This is a genomic window from Pseudomonas synxantha, from assembly GCF_900105675.1.
Classification (GTDB): domain Bacteria; phylum Pseudomonadota; class Gammaproteobacteria; order Pseudomonadales; family Pseudomonadaceae; genus Aquipseudomonas; species Aquipseudomonas synxantha.
On the sequence record NZ_LT629786.1, the window covers coordinates 1,385,456 to 1,401,181 of the forward strand.

Annotated in this window: 12 protein-coding genes; 6 read left to right on the top strand and 6 right to left on the bottom strand. The window is 61.9% G+C overall.

The genetic code is table 11. From position 1 onward, the window contains the following. Positions 1–125 precede the first annotated feature (125 nt). A complete protein-coding gene (locus BLU48_RS06625; RefSeq protein ID WP_057025227.1) occupies positions 126–2,000 on the top strand; it encodes a SurA N-terminal domain-containing protein in 1,875 nt (624 codons plus the stop codon). Positions 2,001–2,080: 80 nt separating this feature from the next. On the opposite strand, the gene nhaA is transcribed toward BLU48_RS06625, so the two are convergent. Both nhaA and BLU48_RS06635 read right to left on the bottom strand, forming a co-directional pair. Further along, positions 2,081–3,424, bottom strand: a complete 1,344-nt coding sequence (gene nhaA, locus BLU48_RS06630; protein ID WP_057025228.1) for a Na+/H+ antiporter NhaA — start codon at positions 3,422–3,424, stop codon at positions 2,081–2,083. A 117-nt stretch (positions 3,425–3,541) separates the two neighbouring features. After that, positions 3,542–4,723, bottom strand: a complete 1,182-nt coding sequence (locus tag BLU48_RS06635) for an MFS transporter (RefSeq protein WP_057025229.1) — start codon at positions 4,721–4,723, stop codon at positions 3,542–3,544. Positions 4,724–4,838: 115 nt separating this feature from the next. Between BLU48_RS06635 and BLU48_RS06640 the strand changes: the two genes are divergently transcribed. Next, positions 4,839–5,738 (top strand): LysR family transcriptional regulator, encoded by a 900-nt coding sequence (locus tag BLU48_RS06640; protein ID WP_057025230.1) that lies wholly within the window; start codon positions 4,839–4,841, stop codon positions 5,736–5,738. Between the two features lie 89 nt (positions 5,739–5,827). Beyond that, a complete protein-coding gene (locus BLU48_RS06645; protein ID WP_057025231.1) occupies positions 5,828–6,649 on the top strand; it encodes a DUF2242 domain-containing protein in 822 nt (273 codons plus the stop codon). 1 nt (position 6,650) lies between these two features. Here BLU48_RS06645 and aceE read toward each other — a convergent pair whose 3' ends face one another. Beyond that, entirely contained in the window at positions 6,651–9,311 is a 2,661-nt protein-coding gene (gene aceE / locus BLU48_RS06650; protein ID WP_057025232.1) for a pyruvate dehydrogenase (acetyl-transferring), homodimeric type, read from the bottom strand. Positions 9,312–9,455: 144 nt separating this feature from the next. Here aceE and BLU48_RS06655 point away from each other — a divergent pair, with 144 nt between their 5' ends. Beyond that, positions 9,456–9,926, top strand: a complete 471-nt coding sequence (locus tag BLU48_RS06655; protein ID WP_057025233.1) for a MarR family winged helix-turn-helix transcriptional regulator — start codon at positions 9,456–9,458, stop codon at positions 9,924–9,926. A 39-nt stretch (positions 9,927–9,965) separates the two neighbouring features. Here the strand turns inward: BLU48_RS06655 and BLU48_RS06660 are convergent, their stop codons facing one another. Next, a complete protein-coding gene (locus BLU48_RS06660) occupies positions 9,966–10,970 on the bottom strand; it encodes a transketolase-like TK C-terminal-containing protein (protein ID WP_057025234.1) in 1,005 nt (334 codons plus the stop codon). A 122-nt stretch (positions 10,971–11,092) separates the two neighbouring features. Between BLU48_RS06660 and BLU48_RS31635 the strand changes: the two genes are divergently transcribed. Further along, complete coding sequence (locus tag BLU48_RS31635) at positions 11,093–11,290, top strand: hypothetical protein (protein WP_124356201.1); 198 nt, start codon at positions 11,093–11,095, stop codon at positions 11,288–11,290. Positions 11,291–11,298: 8 nt separating this feature from the next. Here BLU48_RS31635 and BLU48_RS06665 read toward each other — a convergent pair whose 3' ends face one another. Both BLU48_RS06665 and BLU48_RS06670 read right to left on the bottom strand, forming a co-directional pair. Further along, positions 11,299–12,333: an AraC family transcriptional regulator gene (locus tag BLU48_RS06665; RefSeq protein ID WP_057025235.1), complete on the bottom strand. Its 1,035-nt coding sequence runs from the start codon at positions 12,331–12,333 to the stop codon at positions 11,299–11,301. Positions 12,334–12,336: 3 nt separating this feature from the next. Continuing rightward, positions 12,337–13,467, bottom strand: a complete 1,131-nt coding sequence (locus BLU48_RS06670; protein WP_057025236.1) for a carbon-nitrogen hydrolase family protein — start codon at positions 13,465–13,467, stop codon at positions 12,337–12,339. Between the two features lie 210 nt (positions 13,468–13,677). Between BLU48_RS06670 and BLU48_RS06675 the strand changes: the two genes are divergently transcribed. Then, positions 13,678–15,717: an NADPH-dependent 2,4-dienoyl-CoA reductase gene (locus BLU48_RS06675; RefSeq protein ID WP_057025237.1), complete on the top strand. Its 2,040-nt coding sequence runs from the start codon at positions 13,678–13,680 to the stop codon at positions 15,715–15,717. The last annotated feature ends 9 nt before the right edge of the window (positions 15,718–15,726 follow it).

Sequence of the window (15,726 nt, forward strand, 5' to 3'; positions counted from 1 at the left end):
TCTAACCCCCGTCCGCTCCGCCAGTTACGAGAAGGCGCATCCTCGGATGCGCCTTTCTTCTATCCGGACTCTACCCACGCTCCACGGTTGCCTAAATTTGAAGTTCAACCGTTTCTGGGGGACGCATGCTGCAAAATATCAGGGACAATTCACAAGGCTGGATTGCCAAGACCATTATCGGGATCATCGTCGCATTGATGGCGTTCACCGGTATCGAGGCTATTTTCCAGGCTTCGGGTAACAACAAGCAGGACGTGGCCAAGGTCAACGGTGAGGAAATCACCCAGACCGAATTGAGCCAGGCCGTCGACATGCAACGGCGCCAGCTGATGCAACAGCTGGGCAAGGATTTCGACGCTTCCCTGCTGGACGAAAAACTGCTGCGCGACGCGGCCCTCAAGGGCCTGATCGATCGCAAGCTGCTGCTGCAAGGCGCTGCTGATTCCAAGTTCGGCTTCTCGGAAGCGGCACTGGACCAGGTGATCCTGCAGACGCCGGAATTCCAGGTGGACGGCAAGTTCAGCGCCGAACGCTTTGACCAGGTGATCCGTCAGCTGGGCTACAGCCGTATGCAATTCCGTCAGATGCTGACCCAGGAAATGCTGATCGGCCAGGTTCGCGCAGGTATCGCCGGCAGCGGTTTCGTGACCGACGCCGAGGTGCTGGCATTCGCCCGTCTGGAAAAGCAGACCCGCGATTTCGCCACCGTCAATATCAAGGCTGACCCTGCGGCGGTGAAACTCACCGATGACGAGGTCAAGGCTTACTACGACCAGCACGCCAAGGAGTTCATGACACCGGACCAGGTGGTCATCGACTATCTGGAGCTGAAGAAGTCGTCGTTCTTCGACCAGGTCACCGTCAAGGACGATGAATTGCAGGCTGCCTACGAGAAGGAAACCGCCAACCTCGCTGAACAGCGTCGTGCCGCGCACATCCTGATTGAAGTCAACGACAAGGTCACCGAGGCGCAAGCCAAGGCCAAGATCGAAGAGATCCAGGCGCGCCTGGCCAAGGGTGAGAAGTTCGAAGCCCTGGCCAAGGAGTTCTCCCAGGATCCAGGTTCGGCCAACAATGGCGGCGACCTGGGCTTTGCCGGTCCGGGCGTCTACGATCCGGACTTCGAAACCGCCTTGTACGGCTTGAAGCAAGACCAGGTATCGGCGCCGGTGCGCAGTGCCTTCGGTTGGCACTTGATCAAGTTGCTGGGCGTTGAAGCACCTGAGGTGCCATCGTTCGCCAGCCTGAAAGACAAGCTGACCCGCGAGCTCAAGACCCAGCAGGTAGAACAGCGGTTTGTCGAAGCGACCAAGCAATTGGAAGATGCGGCATTTGAAGCGTCCGACCTGGCCCAGCCGGCATCTGACCTGAAACTGACCGTCCATACCTCCGCGCCGTTTGGCCGCGAAGGTGGCGAAGGCGTCGCGGCCAACCGTGCCGTGGTCACCGCCGCGTTCAGCCCGGAAGTGCTGGATGAAGGTGCCAACAGCAGCGCCATCGAGCTGGACCCTGAAACCATCATCGTGCTGCGTGCCAAGGAGCATCTCAAGCCGGCCCAACTGCCGCTCGAGAAGGTCGAGGCCGCCATTCGCACACAGATGACCAAGGAGCGCGCGAGCGCTGCTGCCAAGGCCCATGCCGACGAGTTGATCGCCAGCCTGCGCGACGGCAAGACCGCGTTGGACCAGCCGATTGACGGCCAAGCCTGGAAGGTCACTGAAGCGGCGACCCGTGGTCAGGAATCCATCGACCCGGCCGTGCTGCAAGCCCTGTTCCGCATGCCCAAGCCTGCGGCCAAGGACAAGCCGACCTTCGCCACCGTGACCCTGCGCGATGGCAGCCTGGTGATCGTGCGCTTGAACGGCGTCAACGAAGCGGCAGCGCCTACGGACGAAGAAAAGACGCAATACCGCCGCTTCCTCGCTTCCCGTATCGGCCAGCAGGACTTCGCGGCGTACCGCAAGCAGCTGGAAACCCAGGCAGACATCAAGAAGTACTGATGCCGGCCTGAATAAAAAGACCCCGTCCTGAAAAGGCCGGGGTCTTTTTTTGCCCTCGATAACGCGCTGCTGAACTCGCCTTAAGTAGGCTTGCCGGCGAACTTGAGCTTGCCCCAGGTCAGGCCGATCAACGCCGCCAGGGTCGAAGCGGCCAATACACTCAGCTTGGCAGCCGACAGCAGGGCCGGGTCGGAGAAGGCCAGGGAGGAGATAAAGATCGACATGGTGAAACCGATCCCCGCCAACAGGCCGACCAGGCCCACCCCCGTCCAGGTCACCCCATCGGGCAGCTTGCAGATATTGAGCTTGACCAGCGCCAGGCTCGCCAGCATCACGCCCAACGGCTTGCCGAGCACCAGGGCGAAAATGACACCCATAAACACACCGTGGGCCAACGGATCATCCAGGTTGAAACCGTCCAGGCTCACTCCGGCATTGGCCAGCGCGAACAGCGGCATCACGCCGAACGCTACCCATGGGTGCAGTGCCGATTGCACCCGTTGTACCGGCGTTAATATTTCCCGTTGGGCTTCGCGCAGTTGCTTGAGGGGCTGGGCAACCTGTTGGGGGCCTTCTGACGATTGCGAGAAACGCTCCATCAGTTCGTTGAACGTGCGTTCGATGGTCTCCAGCGGACGTTCAGTGGTGGGCTTGGAATTGACCGGCGTCATCAAGCCAAGGATGACCCCGGCGAGGGTAGGGTGCACGCCGGTCTTGAGCAGGCCAAACCAGACAATCGCGCCTGGCAGCAGATAGATCGCGGCCTTGCCGATGCCCATGCGCTGAAACACCAGCACCAGGGCCAGCCCGCCTGCAGCAATCACCAAACCCATGTAGTCGAGGCTGGCGGTGAAGAAGATCGCGATGATCAGGATCGCCACGATGTCATCGATGATCGCCAGGGCCAGCAGCAGAATACGCACGCCACTGGGAATCGATTTGCCCAGCAACGCCAGCACGCCCACGGCAAAGGCGATGTCGGTCGCGGTGGGCACGGCCCAGCCACTCGCGGCGGCAGTGCCGTGGTTGAGCAGGGTGTAGATGAGCGCTGGCATCAGCACGCCGCCCAACGCCGCGCCCAGCGGCAGCGTGGCGAGCTTGAGGTTGGCGAGGGCACCGTCCTTGATTTCCTGGCGGATCTCGGCGCCGACCACCAGGAAGAAGATGGTCATCAGCCCATCATTGACCAGAAAGTGCAGGGAGCGTGAGACGCTGTAGTCGCCCAGCCCCAGGGTGATGGGCGTGTTCCAGAAGTGCTCGTAGGTCGCCGCGGCGGGGCTGTTGGCCCAGATCAGCGCCGCAATGGCCGCCAGCAGCAGGACGATACCGCTGACGGCTTCGATACGGGAAAAGCGCTCAAGGGCAGACAGCGCGCCCTCAGCCAGACGTTGAGGGCGAGGGATCGCAGGGTGTTTATCAGGCACGACAAATCTCCATTGGCGGCCCGACCAATGCTTGGCTTTTAACCTGCGCCGTACTTTATGCAGCGACGCACCCAGGGGGATGATAGGAAGCTGATGAATAAGTTGTAAACAAACTTGTCATGGTGCGTGCTTTGTCTTACCCAGGATTGCGCCCACCGCCAGGGCCATCAGGCCTAAAACTGCCCATGGGAATACCTCGACACCGAAACTTTGCAGCAACAAACCACCTGCCAATCCTCCCCCGGCAATGCCCAGGTTCCACACTGTGACCAGCATTGATTGCGCGGCATCGGCCGAGTGGCCCGCCGCCCTGGCCAGGGCGGTTTGCAACAGGGCCGCGAGGCCACCGAACGCCAGGCCCCACAACGCCACGCTGATGTAGAGGCTGATTGGCGAGCTGATCCAGAGGCCAAGCAGCAAGGCGGCCACGGCGAACATCGCACAACTGATGAGGGTCAGTAGCCGTAGATGCCGGTCAATCCAGATGCCTACCAGCCAGATGCTCAACAAGGACATCAAGCCGAACACGAGCAATACCCTGTCGATGTCGCCGCCAATCCCGGCCGGCACCAGGAGCGGCGCGATGTAGGTGTAGAGGATGTTGTGGGCCAACACGTAGGTAAGGGTCACCCACAGCACCGGACGTATGCCCGGTAAGGTCAGTACCTTATGCAAGCCCAGGCGCTTGCTTGCCGGTTCACCGGCGAAGTCCGGCAGTTGCCAGCGCGCCCATACCAGCAGTAACAGGGTCAGGCCGGTCATGATGGCGAAACTGGTGCGCCAACCGACCAGCGTACCCAGCAACGTGCCGGCAGGTACGCCGAGGGACAAGGCCAGCGGCGCGCCCAGCATGGCCACGGCAATCGCCCGGCCCTGCAGGTGCGGCGCAACCATGCGGCTGGCGTAACCCGCCAGCAGTGCCCACAGCAGCCCAGCGAACACACCCGCGAAAAAGCGTGCGATCAAGGTCAGGCCGTAGTGGCTGGAAAACGCGGTAACACTGTTGACCAAGGCAAAGCCGCCAATGGCAATCAATAGCAGGGGACGTCTGCGCCAGCCCCGGGTCAGCAGCGTCAGGGGGATGGCCGCAAGTAACGAGCCGAGGGCGTAGAGCGTCACCAACTGCCCGACCAGGGCCTGGGACACGCCCAGCCCTGCACTCATTTGCGGCAGCAATCCGGCGGGCATCGCTTCGGTAAGAATGGTGATAAAGCCAGCCGAGGCCAGGGCCAGCAAGCCTGCCAGGGGTAGGGCCTCATGCTGGGGGGCAGTACCGACCAATAAAGGGCTGTCGTTCATGGGGTTCTCCTTGAAGGGGCAAGGAGACAGGGTAGGGGGCTGCGGCGTGCGGAAAAACAGGCTAAGGTTCCGAACTTATCGGACGTTGTTGTCCTTAATCAGCCAAGGCATCACCATGGACAACCTCGGCAGTCTCTCGGTATTCGTACAGGTCGCGGACACACGCAGCTTTACCGCGGCGGGTCGGATATTGGGTGTGTCATCTTCGGCGGTAGGCAAAAGTATCGCGCGGATGGAAGAGCGCCTGGGTGTCAGGCTGTTTCATCGCAGCACCCGCAGTATCACCCTGACCAGTGAGGGCGGGCTGTTCCTGGAGCGCTCGCGACGCATCCTGGCGGAAGTGGAGGCGGCCGAACAGGAATTGACCCAGGCCAGCGCCACGCCTCGGGGTAAGTTGCGTATCAGCGTGCCCCAGGTGCGTGGTTTGTTGATGCCGGTGATCAGCGACTTTATGCGTGCCTACCCTGAAATCGAGTTGGACGTGGATTTTTCCGACCGCATGGTGGACGTGATCGAAGAGGGCTTCGATGCGGTGATTCGCACCGGCAAACCGGAAGATTCGCGCTTGATGGCGCGCCATCTGGGGCACTACCAATTGGTCCTCGTCGGCACACCCGGCTACTTTGAGCAGCACGGCATTCCAAGTCAGCCGCAACACCTGGATCACCACGCCTGCCTGCGGCATAAATTCTGCGCCACCGGCAAGCTGGAGCCCTGGCCCCTGCGTCAGGTTCCGGGCTCAACGGAGCCGAGCCTGCGCACGCCATTGGTTAGTACCACCATCGAGTCGCTCTATCATGTGGTGCAGGAAGGTCTCGGTATTGCATGCCTGCCGGACTACATGGTCAACCAGGCGGTAAGCAAGGGGCAATTACAGCGAGTGCTGGACGAGCATCTCGAGCACCGCGGCAGTTTCTGGTTGTTGTGGCCGGCCAGTCGCCATGCCTCGGCCAAACTGCGGGTATTCATCGACCATATGTGTGCCGGGCTTTTTCCTACCGACGCGGTTCCCTGAGCCGGTGACGTTTTACCGACAGGAATGCGCGCCTCCAAGGCTCGTTCTGTTGCACAATACCGTCCGGACCGTTTTCCTCAGGATTTTCAATGTCGACATCATTTCACTTGCGCAGCCTCGGGTTGGCGCTGGTGCTGGCGGGCGCAGCGGGTTGCTCGTCACCCAAGACCGCTATCTATGAACACGAGAATTTCGATGACTCCGGTACGTTTTCCCGTGACTACCCGGTCAGCGACGTGGCCGCCTGTGAAGCGGCGCGCCGTGCGTTGCTGAGCCAGGGTTACATCATCACCAGCAGCGATCCGAAACTGGTGGCCGGCAACAAGAGTTTCCAGCAGACCGGCGAGACCCACCTGCAGATCAGCTTCAATGTGGTGTGTGCCGCAGATGGCAAGGGCAGCCATCACTCGACGATGTTTGCCAATGCCTTGCAGGATCGCTATGCGTTGAAGAAGGTCAACAACTCCGCCAGCCTGGGCGTGGGTGTACTGGGTTCGGTGTCGATGCCGATTGGCTCCACCGATGACTCGATGGTGAAGGTGGCGAGTGAGACCGTCTCGGCGCCGAAGTTCTACGAACGGTACTTCGCCCTGGTGGATGTGTTCCTGCCCCAGGAGGTGAAGCAGGCCGAGCATATTCCCGAAAAGCCCAAGGCTGACCTGGGCATGCCCGAACCCAAGGCCGCTCCGGTAGCCGAGAAGGTCGAGGCGCCGCAGGACACACCGCAGCCTGCCGCCGCGCAACCTCTTGCGCCGCCACCTGAGGCCGCGCCGATCGCGCCGATCCCAGAGCCGACCTCGGAACCTGCGCCGGCCTCGACACCGGTAACCGAGCCTGCGCCGGCGCCGAGCAACCCCAGCCTGCCGGCACCGACAGAGGCGATTCCGCCCCTGCCAGCGCCTGCGCAGTGACTCAGACGGCTACGGGATCCACCTTGTCGACGTTGATCCCGTAGCGGCTGATGGCCAGGGCGATTTTGTCCCGGCCAATCACACCGTCATCCGCCAGTGCTTTCAAGGACGCCAGAACAATGAAGTGGCGGTCGACCTCGAAAAACTCGCGCAATGTTTCGCGGGTATCCGACTGCCCGAACCCGTCGGTGCCCAGTGCGACGAAACGGCGACCGTGCACGAAAGGGCGAATCTGGTCGGCGAATAACTTCATGTAGTCGGTCGCTACCACCACTGCTCCGGTTTTTCCGGCGAGGCAGCTTTCGACATAGCTCTGGCGCGGCTCGCTTTGCGGGTGCAGCAGGTTCCAGCGCTCGGCGGCGTGTCCGTCACGGCGCAGCTCGGTCAGGCTGGTGACGCTCCAGACATCGCTGTGCACGGCGAAATCCTTGGCGAGCAACTCGGCTGCGGCGATCACTTCGCGCAAGATCGAGCCGCTGCCCATCAGCTGCACCTGCGCTTGCGGGTGGGTGCTCAGCGGATACATGCCCTTGAGGATTCCTTCTTCAACGCCTTCGGGCATCGCTGGGTGCGGGTAATTTTCGTTGAGCAGGGTGATGTAGTAATAGATGTCCTCTTGCTCGACATACATGCGCCGCATGCCCTCGCGAATAATCACCGCCAGCTCGTAGGCAAACGTTGGGTCATAGGCCACGCAGCACGGAATCACCGACGCCAGGATATGACTGTGCCCGTCGTCGTGCTGCAAGCCTTCGCCCATCAGCGTGGTGCGCCCGGCCGTGGCACCCAGCAGGAAGCCGCGCGCACGCGCATCACCTGCGGCCCAGGCCAGGTCGCCAACGCGCTGGAAGCCGAACATCGAATAGAAAATGTAGAACGGCACAGTCATCAGGCCATGATTGCTGTAGGACGTACTCGCCGCGATCCACGAAGAAATGGCGCCGGATTCATTCAGCCCTTCCTGCATGATCTGTCCATCCTTGCTCTCCTTGTAGTAGCTCAATTGCCCAGCGTCCTGTGGGGTATAGAGCTGCCCGACGGCGGAGTGGATGCCGATCTGGCGAAACAGGCTTTCCATGCCGAAGGTACGCGACTCATCCGGCACGATGGGCACGATCAGCTTGCCCAGGTGCGGGTCCTTGAGCAGGGTGCCGAGGATGCGCACAAAGGCCATGGTGGTGGAGATGGCGCGTTCGCCGGTGTCTTTGAGTTGGGTGGCAAACGCGCTCAGTTCGGGGATCTGCAGGGGGGCGGCAGCCGTGTGGCGCGCCGGTACATAGCCGCCCAGGGCTTGGCGTCTTGCGGCGAAGTAGCGAGCTTCTTCGCTGTCGGCGGCGGGTTTGAGGTAAGGGATTTCGTCGAGCCGGTCATCGGCGACTTCCAGGCCGAAGCGGTCGCGAAAGGCTTTTACCGCCTCGGCGCCCATCTTCTTCAGCTGATGGTTGATGTTCTGGCCTTCGCCGGCTTCACCCATGCCAAAACCCTTCACGGTCTTGGCCAGGATCACCGTGGGCTGGCCCTTGTGGCGCACGGCGGCGGCGTAGGCGTTGTAGACCTTGTCCGGGTCATGCCCGCCCCGTGAGAGTTTCCAGATATCGTCGTCGGACATGTCCGCAACCAGCGCCAGCAACTCCGGGTATTTGCCAAAGAAGTGTTCACGCACATAAGCGCCATTCTGGGATTTGTAGTTCTGATAGTCGCCGTCCACGCACTCCATCATGCGTTGGCGCAGCAGGCCGCTTTGGTCCTTTTCCAGCAGTGCGTCCCAACCGCCTCCCCAGATCACCTTGATCACATTCCAACCGGCGGCGCGATACAGGCTCTCGAACTCTTGAATCACCTTGGCATTGCCGCGCACCGGGCCGTCCAAGCGTTGCAGGTTGCAGTTGACCACGAAGATCAGGTTGTCGAGTTTTTCGCGGCCTGCCAGGGAGATGGCAGCCAGGGATTCCGGCTGGTCCATTTCGCCATCGCCGAGGAAGGCCCAGACCTTGCGGCCCTGGTGTTGCTTGAGGGCGCGAAACTCCAGGTAACGCATGAACCGCGCCTGGTAGGCGGCGGTAATCGGCCCAAGGCCCATGGACACGGTGGGAAATTGCCAGAAATCGGGCATCAGCCGTGGGTGAGGGTAGGACGACAGTCCCTCGCCGCCGGCCTCGCGGCGGAAGTTGTCGAGCTGGGCTTCACTGATGCGGCCTTCCAGGTAGGCGCGGCCGTAGATGCCTGGGGAGGAGTGGCCTTGGATGTACACCAGGTCGCCATCGAAGGTGTCGGTTCGGCCACGGAAAAAATGATCGAAGCCGACGTCATACAACACCGCCGCTGATGCATAGGTGGCGATATGCCCACCCACACCTGAGTGTTTGCCTGCGCGCAAGACCATGGCCATGGCGTTCCAGCGGATAAACGCATTGGTGCGACGCTCGATATCCAGGTTGCCGGGGTAGGGCAGTTGGCGTTCGACCGGGATGCTGTTGACGTAGGGAGTGGTGACCCGCCCGTAGAAGTCGCCATGGCGCGCAACGTCGAAATCCAGCAACTGATCGATCAGGTAATGGGCGCGGGGGCGGCCTTCGGTGGATAGCACCGATTCGATGGACTCCAGCCATTCGCGGGTTTCCTGTGGATCATCGTCGAGTCTTGCTGTGTTATTCGAGGTCATGTGAGGCTCCAGGGTAGGCAGATTCAAGCGGTGAGCTCCTTGTGGGAGTGACGCCAATGTAGTTGCAATTGCAACTACATGACGGAATCTAGCGCGGGATGAGCTACTATTGCAACCTTCTTGAAATCCCCCGGATGGTGTTGCATGTCGTCGAAAGAACCGGATGTCTGGTTCCGTTTTGTCAGGGCCCACAGGACGGTCATCCGTGAAATCGAGCGGCGGCTGGCCGCGGTCGATCTGCCGCCGTATGCCTGGTACGACGCCTTGTGGGGCCTGGAGAGCGGGCCCGACGGTACCCGTCGCATGCACGAATTGGCCGATGTGCTGGCCATCGAGCGCTACAACCTCACGCGTCTGGTAGACCGCCTGGAAAAGGAAGGCCTGGTGGTGCGCTCGCGTTCCGACGGCGACGGTCGTGCGGCGTTTGCCTCGATCACGGACGCCGGCCGGGTGTTGCGCAAAAAAATGTGGAAGATCTACGAAAGCACCGTGGACGAGCTGTTCCTGTCGCAGATCGAACCCGGGCAACGCCAGGCGTTTGCCGATGCCCTGGAGCGCACCGCCGGACTTGCGATGGCGGCGGGCGTGCCGACCCGCAGCCGCGGCAAGCGCTGAGCAACAATGAAAAGCCAATGCAAGCCCGAACATTCCAGCTCATCCAAGTGGGTAGCGGGCCATTGCCTTCTTCACGTCTAGTGCATCGATCCGTCCTTGTTCCGCCAACGCCCTGAGCGCCGATACCACCACCCAATACCGGCTCGGCGCCGTCGCCTGCACCGATCCCGCGCCCAACGCTATAAACCGCGTATCCACGTGCGCCCTCAACTGATCGACAATCGCCTGCGGATAGCCGGTCACTGCAATCACCGGCGCTGTATTTCCCGCCAGGCACTCACGCAGGTGGCAACTGCGCCTGGGGGCCAGGGGGTGCAAGCGATTCCAGCGCTCGGCCGCCGCCGCCTCACGGGCCAGCCGTGTGTAGCTGGGGCAGCTCCATACCTGCGCCGTGATATTCCAGTCCTGTGCCAGCAACCGAGCGGCGAGCATGACTTCTTCAAGCGCCCGGCCAGCGCCGAGCAGGCGCACATCTCCCACTTGGCCACGTTGGATCGGATACATGCCTTTGTGGGCGTCTGCACGGTCCTGACTATCCAGCGTGGTGCTAGCGTCCTGATCATGCAGCGCCAGGTAATAAAAGCCCGGCTGCCCGTCGACGTACAGCGTGCGCAGCCCCGCCAGCACAATCGCCCGGGCTTCGTCACCCGAGGCGGGATCGTAGGGTGTGCAGCGTGGATGGGTCGCCAGCCACAACGGCAGCGACGGGTGCGCGCCCTTGGGCCATGGGGAGGGCTGGTTTTCGATGTCATTGCACAAGATGCCGCGCTGGGCGGTCTGGTCCGACAGTGCACACAGCTGTGCCGACGATGTCGCGCTGTGCAGGTAGAGCAAAGGTTTTTCGCCGCGATTGCGTGCAAACCAAGTGGGCCAGTTGCCCACGCGGCGGCTGCGTGACTGGCCGCGGATCACCCAGGCTTCTCGGCTGGATTCCAGGGTATTGGCCATGGTCATGACCGTATACAACGGCGAGCTGCCCGGGCTGGCGGCGGTGTCGAGTGCGTCGATGCAGCGCAGCGCAGAATGCGCGGTGGAAGCAGGCATGGGGCGAAGCTCCTTTCAACGGATGCTCGTACCCTAATGGAAATGTGGTTGCATTTGCAATGATTGCAATTGCACTTGAAAAGCCTCGCGGTTAAATCATCCCGACCCTGGCGCGTTTAACCTTGAAATGCCGGAATGTCATCACGTCGACATTTTTTCGTCATGACGGCACTTTAGGCTGGGTTCGCTGGTCATTTATCTGCAATCGATTTCAATTCAAGAAGGAGTTCACCATGGACGAATACCAGGAAGAATTGCTGGAGTACCAGGCATTCGAGCTGGATCCCCTGGATCCCGCCGACGATGCCACCGAGCTGTAAAACCGACTTCAGGTGGAATGCCGCTGACTGCGGCGAAATTCCCCTGGGGTCTGGTTGTTCCAGCGCCTGAAGGCCCGCTGGAAGGCTTGGGCCGAAGCAAAACCGAGCAAGTAGGCGATTTCGCCGAATGCCAGCTCCGTATCGCGAATGTAGGTCATGGCCAGGTCGCGGCGGGTGTCGTTGAGAATGGCGCGAAATTGCGTGCCTTCCTCGGCCAGTTTGCGCCGCAGCGTCCAGGTCGGCAGCTTCAAGCGTGCCGCCACCTCTTCCAGGTCGGGCTCCCGGCCCCCATTGAGCATCGGCCCGAGCAACTGGGTAATGCGTTCGCGCAGGCTGCGGGTGCGGGTCAACTGCTCCAACTCTCTCTCACACAACTGCAACAACAGGTGCCAGGTGCTGGGGCAATGCTGTGGGTTGCGCAGGGCCAGGGTCGGTTGGCTGAGGCGCAGTTGATTGGCGTCGGCGCCGAAGTGCACCAGGCCGTCTCCCAGCACGCTGTATTGTTCGTGGTAGTCCGGCGCTTGGAATTCGATTTCGATCCGTTGCGCCTGCACCGGCTGCTGCGCCAGGCCAGACAGTTGCTGCAGCCAACCGGCGATGATCGAATCGACGACAAAGCGGTTATAGGCGTTGTAGGGACTGATGGAATAGAACCGCAGCCAAGCGCCCTTGGCATCCTCGTGAAAACTCGATTGCCCGCGATAATTGGAGCCGTACAGCGCTTCAAAGCGTGTCAGTGCGCGCGCTGCTTCGCGCACATTGGGTGCCTGGGCGGCGGTGACGCCGGCAAGGCCAGCCTGGCTCAAGCGACTGAGCTGGCCCATGCGCAGGCCCAGGCCCGGGTCGCCGGTCAGTTGGATGGCCGCGTGACCCAGGCGCATATAGCGCGGGATTGATAAGCGTGCGCCGGCCTCGGCCAGGCGCGCCGGATCGAGGCCGTATTGCAGCAGCAGCGGTTGCGGGTCCAGGCCGTGGCTGTGGATGGCGTCGGCCAGGGTGTGCACGAAGCCCACCGACAGATCCCCCAGGCGCACCGGCTTCAAGGGCTACAACCAGATGTTCAGCAGGCGCGCACCGCGGGCATCGCTGTCGGCGAACACTTGCCCGTTGCTGCTGAGAAAGCTCTGGCCGGCGCTGCCCAGGTCCCAGAACTGCCCACGTAAAAATACGCTCATGCCCGCCGTGGCTTGGCTGACGGGTTGCTGGCTGATCAGGGTCAGGCGGCGCCAGGCGGCGCCCTCGCTGGTTTCTTCGGGCTTGAGGCTGACTTCAGCAGGCGTCGACACGCTCTTGAAGCCACGCCATGGGCGGTCCCAGGTGTCGCGCCCGGTGACAAAGGCTGGCACCGCGACCAGTTGCGCACCCTGTTCGTTGAGCTTGCGGTAGTTGTCCGGGTACCAGCTGTCGCTGCCTACCAGAATGCCCAGGCGCCCGGCGGGCGTGTCGACCACGCTGAGGGTGTTTTCATCTCCTGGCGCGATAAATCCGCGTTCATCGTAGATCGGGTAGAGCTGGCGCTGCGGCTGGCCCAATGGCAAGCCATCGGCGGCAAACACCAGGCTGGCGTTGTACAGCGCGCCGTGGCCTACCTGCAGCACCCCCTGGCTGACAGTCGGGTTGGGCAGGGCGATGGAACCGGCCACCAGGGTCACGCCGAACTCCTTGGCCAGGCCGCCGAACAGCACTTGGTAGTCTTGCGCCATGGCCGGGGCTTTCATGCGCAAATACGCGTCGTCCATGCGGTTGTCACCGGTGGCGCTGATCCAGGCGCGCATGAAGGGCAGCGGGTTGCTGATCGACAGCCAGTGCATGGCGTCCTTCAGATGCGCGGCCTGGTACAGCTCGTTTTTTTCGCCACTGAGCATCAGCCAGGTGCCGATATGTTCGGGCAGCACCACGATGGTCTTGGGGTTGATCAGGCCCAGGTTACGCGCGTTTTGCAGGTAGGCCGCCAGTTTCAGGTGCAGGCGTTCCAGGCTCTGGTAGTCGGCGGGGAACAGCTCCGGCTGGATGCCCAGCAGGTTGCCACGCTCGGCCGGCTGGCCCTCATTGACGGCGAGGGTGATGCGCAGGTCTGACAGGTAATGCGCCACGGGGCGCTCCTGGGTCCAGACCAGATACGCGGCGAGGGCGGCAACCAGGGCCATGGTGACGGTGAACGCTAGAAGTTTACGCATGGGCAACAGACAACAGACCAGGTACAGGGTTCGCGACTAGGGTAGGGCCCATGGCGCGGCTTGCCAAGGGGCGCTGTGCATTTGGATCAATAACTTGTCAGTTTCAGTCATTGAGCGGTGGTCCACTGGCTCTTAGTCTGTGGGACATAAACCGATGGCACGCCGTTCGAGTGCGCCACGTCCCGTGATGATCCGTTGTGGAGCTGTACCATGACCGCTGCTGCCTACCCGCACCTGCTGGCCCCGTTGGACCTGGGTTTCACCACCTTGCGCAACCGTACCCTGATGGGCTCGATGCACACTGGCCTGGAAGAAAAACCCGGTGGTTTCGAGCGCATGGCGGCCTACTTTGCCGAGCGCGCCCGTGGCGGCGTGGGCCTGATGGTCACTGGTGGCATTGGTCCGAATGATGAGGGCGGTGTGTACGCCGGTGCCGCCAAGCTGACCACTGACGAAGAAGCGCAGAAACACAAGATTGTCACCCAGGCCGTGCACGAGGCGGGTGGCAAGATCTGCATGCAGATCCTCCATGCCGGGCGCTACGCCTACAGCCCCAAGCAGGTGGCACCCAGCGCGATCCAGGCGCCGATCAACCCGTTCAAGCCCAGGGAGCTGGATGAAGAGGGCATCGAGAAGCAGATCCAGGATTTCGTCACCTGCTCGTTGCTGGCTCAGGTCGCCGAATACGACGGCGTGGAAATCATGGGCTCGGAAGGCTACTTCATTAACCAGTTCCTCGCTGCCCACACCAACCACCGCACCGACCGCTGGGGCGGCAGCTTTGAAAATCGCATGCGCCTGGCGGTGGAAATCGTGCGCCGTGTGCGTGAAGCGGTAGGCCCGAATTTCATCATTATCTTCCGCTTGTCGATGCTCGACCTGGTGGAAGGTGGCAGCGTCTGGGAAGAAGTCGTGCAGTTGGCCAAGGCTATCGAGCAGGCCGGCGCGACCATTATCAACACCGGTATCGGTTGGCACGAAGCGCGTATCCCGACGATCGCCACCAAGGTGCCCCGTGGCGCGTTCAGCAAAGTCACGGCCAAATTGCGCGGCGCGGTGCAGATCCCGCTGATCACCACCAACCGCATCAATACCCCGGAAGTCGCCGAGCGGATCCTGGCCGAAGGCGATGCCGATATGGTCTCGATGGCGCGCCCGTTTCTCGCCGACCCGGAGTTCGTCAACAAGGCCGCGGCCGGGCGTGCTGATGAAATCAACACCTGCATCGGCTGCAACCAGGCGTGCCTGGACCACACCTTCGGCGGCAAGCTGACCACCTGCCTGGTCAACCCGCGGGCCTGCTATGAAACCGAGCTCAATTATTTACCGGTCAAGCAGATCAAGAAAATCGCGGTCGTCGGTGCTGGCCCTGCGGGCCTGGCCGCTGCCACCGTGGCCGCCGAGCGCGGGCACCAGGTGACCTTGTTTGATTCCGCCAGCGAGATCGGCGGCCAGTTCAATATCGCCAAGCGCGTGCCGGGCAAGGAAGAGTTCTTTGAAACCCTGCGTTACTTCAAGCGCAAATTGCAGACCACGCACGTCGAGCTGTGCCTGAATACTCGCGTGAATGTCGAGCAACTGGTGGCGGGTGGTTATGACGAGGTAATCCTGGCCACCGGTATCGCGCCACGCACCCCGGCGATCCCGGGCGTCGAAAACGCCAAGGTCTTGAGTTACCTGGACGTGATCCTTGAGCGCAAGCCGGTGGGCAAGCGCGTAGCGGTGATTGGCGCAGGCGGCATCGGCTTTGACGTGTCGGAATTCCTCGTACACCAGGGCGTGTCCACCAGCCTGGATCGCGAGGCGTTCTGGAAAGAATGGGGCATCGACATCCAGTTGCAAGCGCGTGGCGGTGTGGCAGGGATCAAGCCCGAGCGCCATGCACCGGCCCGTGAAGTGTTCCTGCTGCAACGCAAGGCCTCCAAGGTCGGCGACGGCCTGGGCAAGACCACCGGCTGGATTCACCGTACCGGCTTGAAGAACAAGCAGGTGCAGATGCTCAACAGTGTCGAGTACTTGAAGATCGATGACCAAGGCTTGCATATCCGCATCGGCGCCGAAGGCGAACCGCAGGTGCTGGCGGTGGACAATATCGTCATCTGCGCCGGCCAGGACCCGCTGCGCGAATTGCACGATGGCCTGGTCGCCGCCGGCCAGAACGTGCACCTGATCGGCGGTGCCGACGTGGCGGCCGAGCTGGACGCCAAGCGCGCCATCAACCAGGGCTCGCGCCTGGCCGCCGAGTTATAAGGCGACAAC